Source organism: Sulfurospirillum sp. E15m, from assembly GCF_059415145.1.
The window spans coordinates 23,395-36,861 of sequence record NZ_JCAHZS010000004.1 but is presented as its reverse complement, the minus strand read 5'-3'; the positions used below and the strand labels follow the sequence as shown (position 1 = coordinate 36,861).

The following is a 13,467-nucleotide window of genomic DNA, read 5'->3' as shown; positions in this document are numbered from 1 at the left end:
TTATATCCCATCCATTGTATCGGCTGCTATTTTTAAGCGTTCTTTATCAAAGTGTGTATAAATGCGTGAGGTATTTAAATCAGCATGCCCTAATGCTTCTTGCACTAAAATCAAATCTCTATTTTTTTGATACAGCAAAGTCGCAAACGTATGACGCAACATATGCGCTCCATTTTTTTCTTTCCGAATCCCAGCTGTAAGTAAAATTTTATCCATCACATAACTCACATAGGCTTGCGTGAGAGCTTTTCCTGTTCGACTTTGAAACAACAGAGCAGAATCTGCACTGCGATACTGCATCCATTCGTTTAAATCCTGCTCAATATGCTCAGATTTAATCATCGCTGTGCGAGGTTTATTGCCTTTTCCACGAACTTGAAAGATAAAATACTCACCTTCACGTACCATATCTTTGACTTTAAGCCCCAGCGCTTCACTGACACGAATGCCTGTATAGATAATCATCTTAATGAGTAATCTATTTTTTGCCTGCGCATAAGGCTTAAACTCCGTCTCGTCAATCGCTTTAAAAAAACGCGATAGCTCCTCTTTGTACATGTGTGCTGGAAGTTTTTCGCCTTTGCTACCCGTTAAGCCACCCCAGTTTTTCAGCTCAATGCGAAACTGATGCGAGGTGCCTTTTTCATCTTCATTTTGTTTGTCGATAAATTTAAAAAAAGCTAAAATTGCTATACGGTAGTTTTTCTTCGTCGCATCAGAAAGTGAACCCGTTTGAGAAGCGAGAAATTCACTGAGTAACTCCTCATCAATCTCTTTAAGCGATGCAAGCCCCATAGGTGTTGCGTAATAGAAAAATTTTTCCAAAGGGTTGATAAAGAGATTAATCCCAATCAGCCCAATATTGCGTGCTTCTTTGGCAATCTGTTTTAACTCTTCCATGCTGTGAGTGCCTTGATTGAGCGAACCGATGATGGATGAGAGTTTGGCGTTTTCTTCAACATGACGGTTTGAAAGTGATGTGAGTTTGTACTTGATAAATTTATCCAGCCAGAAGAGAAGACTTTGTTCAAAACTCTCTTTCACATCAACTTTGTATCGCATCATTGACCTCGTTTAGCGTAAAACTCTTTTTTAAATGCCGCAAATTCACCTTTTAAAATGGATTCACGCATTTGAGCCATTAAATGAAGATAATAGTGCAAATTATGAATCGAAGCCAATCTAAAATAGGTCAGCTCTTTCGCACGGAAAAGATGGTGCAAATAGCCCCTTGAATAGTTTTTACATGTAAAACAATCGCACTCAGGATCAAGTGGAGCATCATCTCGTTGAAACTTCGCATTTTTGATGCTGATTTTACCAAAAGAGGTAAAGAGTGAACCGTTGCGCGCATTGCGTGTTGGCATTACACAATCAAACATGTCTACTCCGCGTTCCACATTTTCAACCAAATCTTCAGGTGTTCCAACCCCCATTAAATAACGTGGTTTATCTTTAGGCATCAAAGGGGTTACAAACTCAACCGTTTCATACATTTCACTGTTTGCTTCACCGACACTAAGCCCGCCAATGGCAAAGCCATCAAAGTCCAAAGCACAAAGCTCATTGGCACTGATGCGACGAAACTCTTTATCGGTACCACCTTGAATAATGGCAAAAATATTTTGGTGAACGCCAATGCCTTCACGCTGTTTTTGACGATGGTACGTAATCGCTCTTTGTGCCCAATCGGTTGTGCGTTTGATGGAAAGCGCTATACGTTCTTTGGTTGCAGGAAGCGCCACTAAATCATCTAATATCATCATAATATCGGAATTGAGGTTATACTGAATATCCAAGACCTTTTCAGGCGTAAAGTAGTGCATTGAACCATCAATATGACTTTTAAAGCTGATGCCATTGCTGTCGGCCTTTGAGATGTCGCTAAGGCTAAATGCTTGAAATCCACCGCTATCCGTTAAAAAACTGTAAGGAAATTTGGTAAAACCATGCAATCCTCCAAAGTGTTTGACAACTTCAGAACCCGGACGAAGGTAGAGATGATACGTATTGCCTAAAATAATCTTAGCACCCACTTCTTCCACAAGGTCTCTTGCATCCAAACTTTTAACACTTCCTACTGTTCCCACAGGCATAAAAATAGGTGTTTGAATCGTACTGTGCGCTGTTTTGATGGTACAAGCACGAGCTAATCCATCGGTTTTATCTATCTGAAATTCCATATAAGTTATAATATCCTCTCATTAAAGTACGCCTTTGAAGCAAAGCTTCTAAGACTACGTTATCACTGGGTTCTCTTCGGCAGAGCGCCCGCGCACCCTTGGTGCTCATTATTTTGGGAGCTCGTATGAAAAAAATCCTTATTATCGCTGATGGCATTCTAGCAAAACAATTTTTAGAAAAGGTTATGGAAACAGAAGCGGGCGAAAATAGCTATACCATCATTACCTATAAAGAAGAGACTCTCCCTAAAAAACGTCCTGAAAATTTTAAATTTTTTGAGTTTGACCCGACCAGCTTTGAAAAGCTCTCTGTCGTTTTGAATGAACAATTTTTCCAAATCATGATTTTACTCTCCAATGAACTCGATGTCACCGCCACGTATAAAAACATTCGCCGCCTTGATAACAAAGTGCGCATTGTTTTGATGGACAGATGGGGATTACAACTCGATGACAAGCGTCTTTTAATGCTTGATTCCAGAGAAATTTTGGCATCTCGTTTTACCGACCATTTACCAAATATGCCCATTATTGCGCAAAACATCGGTCTTGGTATCGGCGAAATCATGGAAGTCTCCGTTCCTGTGGGAAGTTCGTATGCGTATCGTCACTTGGCTTCTATTGAGCAAAGTAAATGGAAAATTGCCGCAATTTACCGCTCAAATACGCTCTTACTGCCACGTCCAACGCTGATGCTGTTGCCTAATGACCTCTTGCTTCTTGTGGGTGACCCAAAAGTGTTACACAGTGTTTTTAAAAGCATTAAACGTGAATTAGGACAATTTCCATCTCCTTTTGGAAGCAGCATTTACTGTCTGGTTGATATGCTCGATATGAGTGAAAATGAAGTGGATGAACTCGTCAATGACGCATTATTATTGCATTCAAAACTGAACAGCAACAAATTACATGTAAAAGTCATCAACCCCACGTATTCCAAGGTCTTGGAGAAGCTTAAGAGCTATCATAACTACCATATCAACGTAATGATTGATTATTTTGAAAACCATCCTCGCAAAGCTTTACGCGATGATACGGAAAATATGGACATTGGTCTTATCGTGGTCATGAACCGCTTTTTTCAAAAAAATAGACGTGCGCTGTATAAAACAAAACTGCCTGTTTTCAAGATGGGGAAACGTGGTTTTTCGAGCCTCAACGAAGGTATTGTCCTCAGTAGCGATGCCCATGACATCGAACAAGAATCATCTGTTATCTTTGATGTGGCAACCCAACTTGCGTTAGATTTAAAACTCTACTCTTACAATCCAGACCATCCAAGCACAAAAAACAGTTTGATTGAGCATTTTGACAATCTCTCTAAAATCTTTGGTCGTGAGGTGGATATTGTTCAAAGCGATAAAAATCCTCTGATTAAGCTCAAAAACAGAGACAATATCCTTCAATTTTTGCCGTTTAGCCCTAAAATTTTAGAGTCCAATTTCCTCTCAATTTTTTCAACGGACATGGAAAAGCTACACTTTAAGTTAGCCAATAGTTATCAGTTGTTTATCCCAATCAATGCATAATTAAGTGCTTTTTGAGTATTATAAGAACAAAAAACTGATGGATACTCTATGCAAGTGAATGTTGTTTTAAACCAAACGATTTCAAAAGATTATGTTGTGTATATCGACGAGTTAGAAAAGCTCGTTTTTGATACCAAAGTCATGGTTGTGACAAACACAACCGTTGCAGATTTGCACTTAAAAGCGTTTCTTGCGCGCATCCAAGCTAAAGAGCTTCACACGGTCATCTTAGAAGATGGCGAAATATATAAAAATTTCGACAGTTTAAATCAAATTCTCAACGCCTGTTTTGAGCATCGCCTGGATAGAAAATCTCTTCTCATTGCATTTGGCGGTGGTGTCATTGGTGACATGACAGGCTTTGCCGCATCTATTTACCAACGAGGCATTGGCTTCATTCAAGTACCCACGACGCTTCTTTCACAAGTCGATGCCAGTGTCGGTGGCAAAACAGGCATCAATAACAGCTATGGAAAAAACCTCATCGGTACCTTCTGGCAACCCAACGCCGTTTATTGTGAGAGCGCCTTTTTAAAAACCCTTCCAAAACGCGAATTTGCCGCAGGCGTAGCCGAAATCATTAAAATGGCTGTCACCTTTGATGCGGAATTTTTTGCATGGTTAGAACAACACGATTTACACCAAAATGAACATCTAAAAGTAGCCATTCAAAAAAGTGTGATGACCAAAGCGGCTGTTGTTTCTCAAGATGAAACAGAGCAGGGCATACGAGCCGTCTTAAACTATGGACACACGTTTGCGCACGTCATTGAAAATCAAACCAAATACAGTACCTATTTGCACGGTGAAGCCGTTGCCATTGGTATCGTTATGGCCAATACACTTGCGTGTAAACTAGGACTTATGCAAGAAGATGATGTGCAACGAATTAAGTCACTTCTAGAAAAATACGAACTTCCCACGACCTATGCCATTCCTTCGGTAGAAGTGTTTTACGAAGCCTTTTACCTCGATAAAAAAAGTGCAAATGCCAAAATAAAATTTATTTTAGCCAAGGGTATTGGTGGATTTGAAATGCGAAGCGACCTCTCAAAAGAGGTGGTTTTAGAGGCGTTAAGGGAAATGCATGCTTAAAATTTTGTTGAGTTCTCTTTTTATTTTCGCACATCTGTTATTTGCAGAAACTAACGCAACCACAATTGATGAAACAGCACGAATTGATGCGCTTAAACAAAAAATCACCACCATTGATGAGACTATTAAAGACAATCTCTGGTTTAAACGCTACGACAATTATCTGACCTATCAAAAATTGATAGAAGAGCTGACCACCGTCGATAGCGAAGTTAAAAAATTTAAAACCACAAAAGACAAAGCTTCCATTGAACGTTATGAAAAATTGCTCAGTAAACAAGCATCCCTTGAAAAACAGATAGAGCTGTTACAAGAGTTCAAAAACTCTCCGTTTTCACGTTTAGCAGAGCCCATAGAATTAGACGCTCAACCTAAAATCACCAATCCTTTAGCCATCATTTCAGCACTCTCTTATGTCAAAAAAATCAAGCAAGAAAGTTCTGATTATAAAACGCGTATAGATAGGCTGGATACTCTTATCTTAAAACTCAAAGAAAAGATTTCTCTTTTAGAAGCTTTGGCGCAGATTGAGCCTTCTATTATCCAAGAAGACCTCATCTATGAGGCACAAAAAGAGCTAAATGCCTTTATCTCCGCACAAGAGATTGCCACGACGAGCTACACGCTGTATATCAAAAAAGTGGAAGAAGCTACAACGCGTGTAACACAAGATATTACCCTTCAAATCAAGCGAGCGTTTAACATCGGCATCTTTGTGGTGGTGGTGATTATCTTTACGCTGTTGCTCAAATTTGCGGCGAAGCGGTATATCAAAGACAATGAACGTTTTTACCTTGCCAATAAAATTCTCAATTTTATCAATATCACGATTATTCTCTTAATTTTGCTTTTTGCTTATTTGGAAAATGTCTCATACCTTGTTACGGTTTTAGGTTTTGCTTCTGCGGGTATTGCGATTGCGATGAAAGACTGGTTTATGAGCATTTTAGGGTGGATGGTCATTGTATTTGGAGGAAGTTTTCATGTGGGTGACCGTGTGAAAGTGCGCAAAGATGGACTTTCGTATGTCGGTGACATCATCGATATCTCCTTGCTTCGAATGACCATTTTTGAAGACATTACCCTCACTACTTACACGGAAAACAGACGTTCCGGTAGGGTGGTTTTCATTCCCAATAACTATATTTTTACGACACTTATTTCAAACTATACCCACGGAACATTGCGCACGGTTTGGGATGGAATCGATATTTTTATCACCTTTGATTCTAACCATAAAAAGGCGATACATATTATCCGTGAAATTACCAAAAAATATGCCAAAGGCTATACGGACATTGCACGAAAACAGCTCAATCTACTACGCAATCAATACAGCCTGAAAAACACCAATGTTGAACCTCGCATCTACTCCTTTATCGAACCACAAGGGATGTGTATTAGCACATGGTATATGACCAATTCTTACGCGGCACTAACCCTTAGAAGTACGATTTCAAGCGAGATTATTGATGCTATCAACAAAGAAGAGGACATCAAAATAGCGTATCCAACACAAAATATTAATTTAGGTTCTCAAAAAAAAACGATGGTTCCTGAATATGAATCTCATTCAAAGAGCAGTGATGAAAAAAGTCTTTTTTAAAACCTTTGGGTGTCGTACCAACATCTATGATACACAAGTCATGATGGCCAATCTCAAAGACTTTGAAGTCACCGAAAATGAAACCGAAGCCGATATTGTGGTTGTCAATTCATGCACCGTCACCAATGGCGCCGACACGGGTGTGAGAAGCTACATCAACCATGCCACCAAACAAGGAGCTCGAGTCATCGTTGCCGGATGCGGTGCGATGAGTAAAGGAGCGGACCTTTTTGCCAAACAAAAAGTCTTCGGTGTTATGGGGCATTCGGAAAAAGAGCATATCAACGCTCTTTTACTCCAAAGCACACCTTTTTTTGAAATGGGTGATTTAACATCGTTGGATGAAACCATCGTGCAAGAGTACACGGGTAAAACCAAAGCTTTTATCAAAATCCAAGAAGGGTGCAATTTTCGATGTTCCTACTGCATCATTCCGTATGTGAGAGGCAATGCCAGAAGCCAAGAAGAGACGAAAATCATCGAACAAGTGGAAAAACTAGCTCTCAATGGCTATGGTGAATTTGTTTTAACAGGAACAAACATCGGCAGTTACGGCAAAGACAAAGGAAGCTCCCTAGGCAAACTCGTTCAACGCTTAGGCGCTATCAGAGGCGTAAGACGCATTCGTTTGGGAAGCATTGAGCCGGTTCAAATCGATGAGAGTTTTCGAGAAATTTTAGATGAGCCATGGTTAGAACGCCATTTACACATCGCCTTACAACATACTTCTGAGACGATGCTCGAACTGATGCGAAGACGCAATAACGTCAAACGTGATTTGGAACTCTTTCATGAACTAAGTGCCAAAGGCTTTGCATTAGGAACCGATTTTATTACAGGACACCCAGGAGAGAGTGAAGCCGTTTGGGAAGAAGCCTACAGGACGTTAGAGCTGTTTCCACTCACACATATTCACGCTTTTACCTATTCTAAACGTGATGGCACGCCTTCTGCTACGATGAAACCCGAAGTCAAAGGTGACATTGCCAAAGAGCGTCTTAAAAGTATTGAAGCCCTCGTGGAAACCAAAAACCGCCTTTTTAGAGAAAAAAATCAAACACAGCCTTTACAGGTTTTGGTTGAAGAGTACAAAGACAACCATTTTATCGGTTACGACCAATTTTTTAATAAAGTCATCATTGAAAGCGAGCGCGACTTACTTAAAGAGTGGGTGACACTCCCGCATTATACGGTTTTAAAGGAGAACAATCATGCACGTTTTTAAATCGCAAAAACTGATGTTAGCCGTTATGGCATTTAGTATATTTGCCGTTTTGCTTATGTTTGGCTATTTGCGTATATCTCCTAAAAGCATTGACTTGCCAACGTACCATGCCCTTTTACAAAGCGGAACGATTCAAAAAGCCAAAGTCGAAGGAAACGAAGTCTTTTTATATGGACTCAACGAGCAATTTGTCATCATTAAAGATGGCATTGATGTCGGAGAACTTCTGAAAAAAGTACCGATTGAAGTTCAAACAAACAATCCGATGGTGGAAGATTTGCTGATGCTAGCACTACTCATCAGCGCCTTGTTTGCTTTGTTGTTTTACGCGCGTAAAAAACGTATGGAAGATGCCAAAAAAGAGAATGAAGCCACCCAAAAAGCGTATGCCGCGTATGATCCTTTTATGAGCAGTGTCATCCGTCCTGTGCGAGCGCAAGTGAGCTTTCGCGATGTTGCAGGTATTCACGATGTCAAAGAAGAGTTAGAAGAGATTGTCGATTTTCTGAAAAACCCAGCAAAATATAAACGCTATGGTATCCGACTACCTAAAGGTGTTTTGCTTGTAGGCCCTCCGGGTGTGGGCAAAACGATGATCGCCAAAGCCGTTGCCGGTGAAGCGAGCGTGCCATTTTTTTACCAAAGCGGTGCGACGTTTGTGCAAATCTATGTGGGAATGGGCGCTAAAAGAGTAAAAGAACTCTTTTCACAAGCCAAAGCCAATGCCCCTTCCATCATTTTTATCGATGAGATTGATGCCGTAGGAAAAGCACGCGGTGGTATGCGCAACGATGAGAGAGAATCTACGCTCAATCAACTGCTCACGGAGATGGACGGATTTGAAGACAGCAGTGGCGTTATCGTCATCGCCGCAACCAATAAAATAGACATCATTGATGAAGCGCTTCTTCGCTCAGGTCGTTTTGACAGACGTATTTTTATCTCCTTACCCGATAAAAATGACCGCATCGAAATCCTCAAATCCTACTTGCGCAATAAACCCTGCGAGGTCAGTTTAGAAGAACTTGCCCTTATGAGCGTTGGTTTTAGCGGCGCTGCTTTGGCAACCTTTGTCAATGAAGCGGCGATTAATGCGTTAAGGAGAGAATCAACCGTTATCGAGCTAGGAGATTTTATCGCCGTGCGCCAAAAAGTGTTGTTGGGTAAGAAAAAAGTGCTTAGTTTCTCCAACGAAGAGAAAAAAGTACAAGCGCTCTACCAAGCGGCAAAAGCGTTGTGTGCCTATTGGTTTGAAATAGAGTTCGATAAAATCACTATCGTTAATGACCGTCTTAAAGACATAGACCGTGAAATCGAGTCCAAAACGCAAATGCTCTCAAAAATCAAAGTCTATCTTGCGGGGATGGTCGCAACCAAACTCAAATACAATGAAAAATTTTCCAATGCCACAGAAGATTTAAGCCGCGCAACCGAAATCGCCAAAGAGATGGTCGAAGTCTATGGCATGGGCGAAAAACTCATCCCTTACGACAACGATGTCCTCATCATCTTGGAAAATGCACACAAAGAGTTGGAGCATTTTTTAGAAGGCATGCATACGTTACTTGAAAAAATTGCCGATGAGCTTTATACGGTAGAGAGTATCTCAAAACCTCGATTGAAAGCCTTGATTGATGAAGTACTTTAGCGGTTTTTCATTAGCAAACGAACAAGAGCTTTTTGCGCCATATCTTATTGTAAGCGATTTTAACGTCGCTGGATTTAGTTATGGCGCGATTAAAGCACTCGAATACGCTTTTACATGTAAAGAGCGCATCGACACCCTGCAACTCTTCTCTCCCGCCTTTTTTGAGGATCGTGATTCAAGATTTAAAAAGCTCCAAACACTCTCTTTCACCAAAAACAGCACCGCGTATTGTGAAGCATTCCTGAACAATGTCGCCACACCTTCAACCACCGATATGACTCCATATTTCCAACAAGGAAGCGCTGAAGAGCTGTACGAGCTTTTACACTATGTTTGGAATGCGCAAAAACTCCAAGCGCTGTGTGAACGAGGCGTTAAAATAGAAGTCTATTTAGGCGAATGCGACGCCATTATCAACGCTTTTACATGTAAAGATTTTTTCGTGCCATTTGCGAGCGTGTATTATTTCAAAAGAGTAGGGCATATTCTTCAATGATGCACCCTTTAGATGAAACAGCGCTTTTCAATCATCTCAAAAATCCAACCCGTGCTTTTTTAATTCTTTTGCACACCACACACTGTTCCCAATGTAAAATAGCCCACGCAAGGTTAGAGCGCGTGATGCAAAACACTCTGCTTGAAGTCGATTTTTTTACATGTAATCTTGATGTTGCTCCTTTGGTGGCTGAACATTTTAACATTCGCTCGGTTCCCGTCTGTCTGTCGTACGATTCAAAAGGCGAGCAACAAAGAGTTGAACACGGCCTAAAATCCGAAGCAGTGTATGAAAGCATGGCACTAGGAGTCAATGTCAAAAAAGGGAATCCAAAAGCACGGTTACTGGGGTTTTAGCTTTTACATATCAAGAAAGATAACCGTTTAAGAACCTTTTTTCTACTTCCTTTCTTATAAAAATAAAAATGTGACACTCATCTAATCAAATTAACAAAGAGAGGATAGATTTTTTTGCACAAGCAATGCGTTTGGCAATGTCTTTTCCCTCTTTATCCATAAAATCAATTTGAATTTTGTAAATCAAATCATCGCCTATATAAAAACTGAAGACCAAATATCCCGCATAGAGTTTTGCCTCTTTAGTTTTTTTTCCTGGGTCTAAAGGGTCATTTTCGTAAATCAGCACATCTAAATGAGGTGCATTATAAGATAATGTATCTCCAAACTCTTTAATCAGTGCAGCATGTACTTCATTGATATCTAAAGCATCAAAAAGTTTTGAAGGAGAATAGTGTGATTTTTGTGTTTGAAGTTTTAAGAGTACGCTTTGTGAACGAATGCATTCTTGAAGAAAAGGTATCTGTTCTTGAGTATAAATACGCTCAAACACAACCACTTCTTTTTGACAGGCAAGGCGCGTAGAGCGACAACTACTTTTTGTAGCTTCAGTATAGATAGCATATCCCAACGCTAACACGATACTTATTCCGAATATAAAACCAAATTTTTTAAACATTTTCAAAAGCCTTTATTATGAACATATGTTTAAAAAATTATACATCCATAATGCACATATGTCAATAATAACCTTTTTAAATAATTAATATTTTTACATATTAATATTTGATATTTTCTTGACATTATGCACATATGTGTATTATAATGCCAAAACCTTATAAGGAAATAGGAAATTTCATGGCTAGAAAGCTAAAAGAAAGAGTCGTCAGTCACCCTCCATTGTTTACGACTTTTAAACCAGCAGGCGTGGTAGGTACTAAATTAGAAACAGTCGTACTAGAACTCGATGAATATGAAGCAATTCGCTTGGCGGATTATGAAGGTCTTGAGCATGAGCAAGCCTCTGAGGCCATGGGCATCTCACGTTCAACGTTCACCAGACTCGTAGATCGTGCCCGTAAAAAAATGGCCACGATGCTCATTAATGGATTAAAGCTTACGATCAATGGCGGAAGCGTTCATTTTAAAGAAAATCTCTATCGCTGTGAGGAGTGTCATCATCTTTTTAGAGCGAGTTTGCATGAAGAAAGTGAAGAGTGCCCGTTGTGTCATTCAAAACAGTTGGTTAATTTTGCCAGAGGGTTTGGACATGGAAGATGCTGTCATGAAAGAGGGGAAAAAGTGCAACTAAAGGGTCTTAAAAACCCTAAGAATCATTCGTGATTATACGATAATTAAATGAATAAATAGGAGTTCGCAATGAACGGAAGAAAAAATAGTAATGCATGCGGTCATCTAATGGGACAAGGCAGAGAAAAAGGTATGCACAAGAATGAAAACGCAACGTATAGTGGGCGTAATCATGGAGGTGCTTTTGGAAGAGGTGGTTTTTGTGTTTGTACAAAATGTGGTGAGAAAGTTCCTCACGAACGAGGAATTAAATGCACCACGCGAAAATGTCCAACATGCGGTCATACACTAGTAAGAGAAGAGTTGTTAGTAAAAAAAGAAAGCGCGGTTCACGTATGAAAATTGCCATTGCCAGTGGCAAAGGTGGAACGGGGAAAACAACCCTTTCCACCAATCTTGCCACTTTTTTAGGAGAGCACGAATCTGTCGTGCTCGTTGATTTGGATGTGGAAGAGCCAAATTCCAACCTCTTTTTAAACGGAGAGCTTTTACGCAAAGAAGATAAAATGAAGATGATTCCTCGTTGGGATAGCACTTCGTGCACGCTGTGTGCGGATTGTGTTCAAAACTGCAATTTCAATGCGCTGCTTTGCATCGCCAATGAAATTTTAGTCTTCCCCAATCTCTGCCACAGTTGCTACGCCTGTTCGGAACTTTGCCCGACAGGTTCACTGCCGATGGAGGCTCAAAAAATGGGCGAACTCACCCACTTTTTAGCAGGCGATATAGAGTGTGTGGAGGGGCGTTTAAACATCGGGGAAGAGCAGGCTGTTTCTTTAATCGCACAAACCAAAAAATACGTTGATGCCCACTTTGATGATGAGACCATCAAGATTTTTGATGCGCCTCCAGGAACCTCTTGCCCTGTGATTGAGGCGATTAAAGATGCAGATTTTGTTATTTTGGTGACAGAGCCTACCCCTTTTGGTTTGCACGATTTAACGCTTGCGGTTGAGACCACTCGCATCTTAAAGAAAAATTTTGGCGTGGTCATTAACCGCCATGGTATGGGAAATCAAGACGTTGAAACCTACTGTTATAATGAAAACATCCCTATTTTAGGGAAAATCCCTCACCTCGTTGAAGCAGCAAAGCTCTACTCGGAAGGGAAACTTATCTACAAAGAGATTTCAACATTTAGGGCTGAAATTCAAAACATTGCTTTACATGTAAGCGCCCGTTTTCAAGGAGTCATGTCATGAAAGAGATAGTCGTCATTTCAGGCAAAGGCGGTACGGGCAAAACTTCCATTACCGCAGCCCTTGCTAGTTTAGCCAAAGAGTCATGCGTGGTGGTGGATTGCGATGTGGACGCTGCGGATATGCACCTCTTGCTCCAACCCAATTTCGCACACAAAGAGGATTTTTACAGTGGTGTTTTAGCGCATATTGACCCCGATAGCTGTCGAAATTGCGGACAATGTGCAAAGGTCTGTCGCTTTGATGCGATTGTGTTGGAACATGGTCGCTACGTGGTCGATGAACTCTCCTGTGAGGGGTGTGGCTACTGCGAAAAAGTGTGCCGTCCAAAAGCGATTTCGATGAACGAGCGTTTGGCGGGGGCATGGTTTGCCTCTTCTACCAAATACGGAAGCGATATGGTACACGCAAAGCTGGGTATTGGAGCGGAGAATTCAGGAAAACTGGTTGCCAAAGTCAAAAAAGAGGGCAAGGCGATTGCGTTGGCAAAAAACAAAGCCTTCATGATTGTCGATGGCTCTCCTGGTATCGGTTGTCCCGTGGTCTCTTCTTTAAGTGGGGCGAACTTTGCACTTTTGGTAACAGAGCCCACTCTTTCAGGACTTCATGATTTAAAACGGGTTTATGAAGTGGTGAAAAAGTTTCGCATTAAAGCGGGATGTATCATCAACAAAGCTGACTTGAACCCTAAAGTGTGCGAAGAAATTGAGACTTTTCTAAGGGAAGAATCCATCTTGCATGCAAAGAGTATTCCCTACAACAAAGCCTTTACACAAGCAATGGTGGAAGCAAAAACCATCAGCGAATACCATGATGAGCCTTTGAAAAAGTTACTCGAAGAGAGTTTTCAAACCATCAAAAATACCCTAGGAGTATAAA

The 13,467-nt window shown here is 40.7% G+C and carries 14 protein-coding genes; 11 read left to right on the top strand and 3 right to left on the bottom strand.

The window, feature by feature from the left end:
* Complete coding sequence (locus tag AC5SLP_RS06985; RefSeq protein ID WP_495254603.1) at positions 1–1,062, bottom strand: tyrosine-type recombinase/integrase; 1,062 nt, start codon at positions 1,060–1,062, stop codon at positions 1–3.
* Positions 1,062–2,183, bottom strand: a complete 1,122-nt coding sequence (tgt, locus tag AC5SLP_RS06980) for a tRNA guanosine(34) transglycosylase Tgt (protein WP_495254439.1) — start codon at positions 2,181–2,183, stop codon at positions 1,062–1,064. The genes AC5SLP_RS06985 and tgt overlap by 1 nt, the downstream gene beginning before the upstream one ends.
* Positions 2,184–2,308: 125 nt before the next feature.
* On the opposite strand from tgt, the gene AC5SLP_RS06975 reads away from it, so the two are divergent.
* The 7 genes from AC5SLP_RS06975 to AC5SLP_RS06945 are packed head-to-tail and all read left to right on the top strand — an operon-like array spanning position 2,309 to position 10,138.
* Entirely contained in the window at positions 2,309–3,712 is a 1,404-nt protein-coding gene (locus AC5SLP_RS06975) for a COG3400 family protein (protein ID WP_495254438.1), read from the top strand.
* A 48-nt stretch (positions 3,713–3,760) separates the two neighbouring features.
* Complete coding sequence (gene aroB, locus AC5SLP_RS06970; protein WP_495254437.1) at positions 3,761–4,807, top strand: 3-dehydroquinate synthase; 1,047 nt, start codon at positions 3,761–3,763, stop codon at positions 4,805–4,807.
* Positions 4,800–6,413, top strand: coding sequence for a mechanosensitive ion channel family protein (locus AC5SLP_RS06965; protein WP_495254436.1), 1,614 nt, complete (start codon positions 4,800–4,802; stop codon positions 6,411–6,413). Before aroB ends, AC5SLP_RS06965 begins: the two co-directional genes overlap by 8 nt.
* A complete protein-coding gene (gene mtaB / locus AC5SLP_RS06960; RefSeq protein WP_495254435.1) occupies positions 6,394–7,638 on the top strand; it encodes a tRNA (N(6)-L-threonylcarbamoyladenosine(37)-C(2))-methylthiotransferase MtaB in 1,245 nt (414 codons plus the stop codon). Before AC5SLP_RS06965 ends, mtaB begins: the two co-directional genes overlap by 20 nt.
* Positions 7,625–9,286, top strand: coding sequence for an AAA family ATPase (locus AC5SLP_RS06955; protein ID WP_495254434.1), 1,662 nt, complete (start codon positions 7,625–7,627; stop codon positions 9,284–9,286). Before mtaB ends, AC5SLP_RS06955 begins: the two co-directional genes overlap by 14 nt.
* Positions 9,273–9,782, top strand: a complete 510-nt coding sequence (gene bioV, locus AC5SLP_RS06950; protein WP_495254433.1) for a pimelyl-ACP methyl ester esterase BioV — start codon at positions 9,273–9,275, stop codon at positions 9,780–9,782. Before AC5SLP_RS06955 ends, bioV begins: the two co-directional genes overlap by 14 nt.
* Entirely contained in the window at positions 9,779–10,138 is a 360-nt protein-coding gene (locus AC5SLP_RS06945; protein ID WP_495254432.1) for a thioredoxin domain-containing protein, read from the top strand. The genes bioV and AC5SLP_RS06945 overlap by 4 nt, the downstream gene beginning before the upstream one ends.
* Positions 10,139–10,223: 85 nt before the next feature.
* On the opposite strand, the gene AC5SLP_RS06940 is transcribed toward AC5SLP_RS06945, so the two are convergent.
* A complete protein-coding gene (locus tag AC5SLP_RS06940) occupies positions 10,224–10,757 on the bottom strand; it encodes a hypothetical protein (protein WP_495254431.1) in 534 nt (177 codons plus the stop codon).
* Between the two features lie 179 nt (positions 10,758–10,936).
* Between AC5SLP_RS06940 and AC5SLP_RS06935 the strand changes: the two genes are divergently transcribed.
* The 4 genes from AC5SLP_RS06935 to AC5SLP_RS06920 are packed head-to-tail and all read left to right on the top strand — an operon-like array spanning position 10,937 to position 13,466.
* On the top strand, positions 10,937–11,422 hold the full coding sequence (locus AC5SLP_RS06935; RefSeq protein ID WP_495254430.1) for a DUF134 domain-containing protein: 486 nt from the start codon (positions 10,937–10,939) through the stop codon (positions 11,420–11,422).
* A 36-nt stretch (positions 11,423–11,458) separates the two neighbouring features.
* Entirely contained in the window at positions 11,459–11,728 is a 270-nt protein-coding gene (locus tag AC5SLP_RS06930) for a hypothetical protein (RefSeq protein WP_495254429.1), read from the top strand.
* Positions 11,725–12,591: an ATP-binding protein gene (locus tag AC5SLP_RS06925; RefSeq protein ID WP_495254428.1), complete on the top strand. Its 867-nt coding sequence runs from the start codon at positions 11,725–11,727 to the stop codon at positions 12,589–12,591. Before AC5SLP_RS06930 ends, AC5SLP_RS06925 begins: the two co-directional genes overlap by 4 nt.
* Positions 12,588–13,466 (top strand): ATP-binding protein, encoded by an 879-nt coding sequence (locus AC5SLP_RS06920; protein ID WP_495254427.1) that lies wholly within the window; start codon positions 12,588–12,590, stop codon positions 13,464–13,466. The genes AC5SLP_RS06925 and AC5SLP_RS06920 overlap by 4 nt, the downstream gene beginning before the upstream one ends.
* The last annotated feature ends 1 nt before the right edge of the window (position 13,467 follow it).

What these genes read in the sequence shown, in the direction of transcription:
- AC5SLP_RS06920 (WP_495254427.1), top strand. Translation starts at nt 12,588, where the DNA reads ATGAAAGAGATAGTCGTCATTTCAGGCAAAGGCGGTACGGGCAAAACT.
- tgt (WP_495254439.1), bottom strand. Translation starts at nt 2,183, where the DNA reads ATGGAATTTCAGATAGATAAAACCGATGGATTAGCTCGTGCTTGTACC.
- AC5SLP_RS06965 (WP_495254436.1), top strand. Translation starts at nt 4,800, where the DNA reads ATGCTTAAAATTTTGTTGAGTTCTCTTTTTATTTTCGCACATCTGTTA.
- AC5SLP_RS06945 (WP_495254432.1), top strand. Translation starts at nt 9,779, where the DNA reads ATGATGCACCCTTTAGATGAAACAGCGCTTTTCAATCATCTCAAAAAT.
- AC5SLP_RS06985 (WP_495254603.1), bottom strand. Translation starts at nt 1,062, where the DNA reads ATGCGATACAAAGTTGATGTGAAAGAGAGTTTTGAACAAAGTCTTCTC.
- bioV (WP_495254433.1), top strand. Translation starts at nt 9,273, where the DNA reads ATGAAGTACTTTAGCGGTTTTTCATTAGCAAACGAACAAGAGCTTTTT.
- AC5SLP_RS06975 (WP_495254438.1), top strand. Translation starts at nt 2,309, where the DNA reads ATGAAAAAAATCCTTATTATCGCTGATGGCATTCTAGCAAAACAATTT.
- AC5SLP_RS06940 (WP_495254431.1), bottom strand. Translation starts at nt 10,757, where the DNA reads ATGTTTAAAAAATTTGGTTTTATATTCGGAATAAGTATCGTGTTAGCG.
- AC5SLP_RS06935 (WP_495254430.1), top strand. Translation starts at nt 10,937, where the DNA reads ATGGCTAGAAAGCTAAAAGAAAGAGTCGTCAGTCACCCTCCATTGTTT.
- AC5SLP_RS06955 (WP_495254434.1), top strand. Translation starts at nt 7,625, where the DNA reads ATGCACGTTTTTAAATCGCAAAAACTGATGTTAGCCGTTATGGCATTT.
- mtaB (WP_495254435.1), top strand. Translation starts at nt 6,394, where the DNA reads ATGAAAAAAGTCTTTTTTAAAACCTTTGGGTGTCGTACCAACATCTAT.
- AC5SLP_RS06925 (WP_495254428.1), top strand. Translation starts at nt 11,725, where the DNA reads ATGAAAATTGCCATTGCCAGTGGCAAAGGTGGAACGGGGAAAACAACC.
- aroB (WP_495254437.1), top strand. Translation starts at nt 3,761, where the DNA reads ATGCAAGTGAATGTTGTTTTAAACCAAACGATTTCAAAAGATTATGTT.
- AC5SLP_RS06930 (WP_495254429.1), top strand. Translation starts at nt 11,459, where the DNA reads ATGAACGGAAGAAAAAATAGTAATGCATGCGGTCATCTAATGGGACAA.